We start from the raw sequence: 831 nt of genomic DNA, 5'->3' as shown, positions 1-831 counted from the left end.
GCGGCGCAGGTCGCGCAGCCCGCGCTGCGCTGGCTCGGCGTGCCCGCGGCGCTCGGCGTGGCCGGGCTGGCCTATGGCGGGCTGGTCGCCGGGATCGAGCGGCTGCTCGCCTCCACCCCCGGGCTGACCGCGCCCCAGCCGCTGACCGTCCTGCACCTGGTGGTGGCCGGCGCCTTCGTGCTGGCCTGGGTCGCCGTCTCGGCCGGGCTGCATCGGCGCTCCACCGCGCTCTATGTCCGCGTGCTCCGGCTCTCCCAGCCTGCCGCGCCCACCGTCACCGACCGCCGGGAGGCCTACCATGCCTGAGCTCGCCCGCCTTGCCGCCCAGATCGAGATCGCGGCCGCGCATGTCACGCCCTACTGGCCGCTGCGCAGCTTCATCGCCGCGAACCCGCTCCAGGGGCTGGAGGACCAGCCCTTCGAGCATGCCGCCCGCACCGCCGCGGCGCTGTTCGGCGGCCGGCCCTACCCCGCCGCGTCCGTGCTGAAGGAGGCGCTGGCGGATGGCCGCATCGACACGCGGCTGCTGGTGGATGTCGCCCGGCGGCACGGGCGGCCGGAGGCGGCGCGCGCCGCGGCCCTGGACGCGGAATTGCCGCCGCGCAGGACGCCACCCTCGGCGGTCAACCGGGTCATGATCCGCTGGCTCGCCGCCTTCCTGGATGAAGGGCAGGCCGCCTGGCCGATGCCGCGCCGCGAGAAGGGCCTGTGGCCTGCCGTGCGGCGCCTGGCGCGCCACGATGCGGACATCCCCCGCGGCGCCGAGGCGGAGGGACTGCCGGAGGACGCGCTGCGCGCCGTCGCCGCGCTGCTGGCCGACGTGCCGGAGGC

The 831-nt window shown here is 77.4% G+C and carries 2 protein-coding genes; both read left to right on the top strand.

The genetic code is table 11. The annotated features are described in order from the left end of the window. Window positions 1-306: hypothetical protein (locus OZN99_RS32660; protein WP_270939333.1), on the top strand; the 306-nt coding region annotated here is incomplete at its 5' end. Then, a partial coding sequence (locus OZN99_RS32655; protein ID WP_270939332.1) for a putative inorganic carbon transporter subunit DabA occupies window positions 299-831 on the top strand: 533 nt, incomplete at its 3' end. The genes OZN99_RS32660 and OZN99_RS32655, both read left to right, overlap by 8 nt.

It is taken from the genome of Falsiroseomonas oryzae (assembly GCF_027856955.1).
In the GTDB taxonomy this organism is placed as follows: domain Bacteria; phylum Pseudomonadota; class Alphaproteobacteria; order Acetobacterales; family Acetobacteraceae; genus Falsiroseomonas; species Falsiroseomonas oryzae.
The sequence above is the reverse complement of the archived record's forward strand: the minus strand, read 5'-3'. Positions and strand labels throughout refer to the sequence as shown.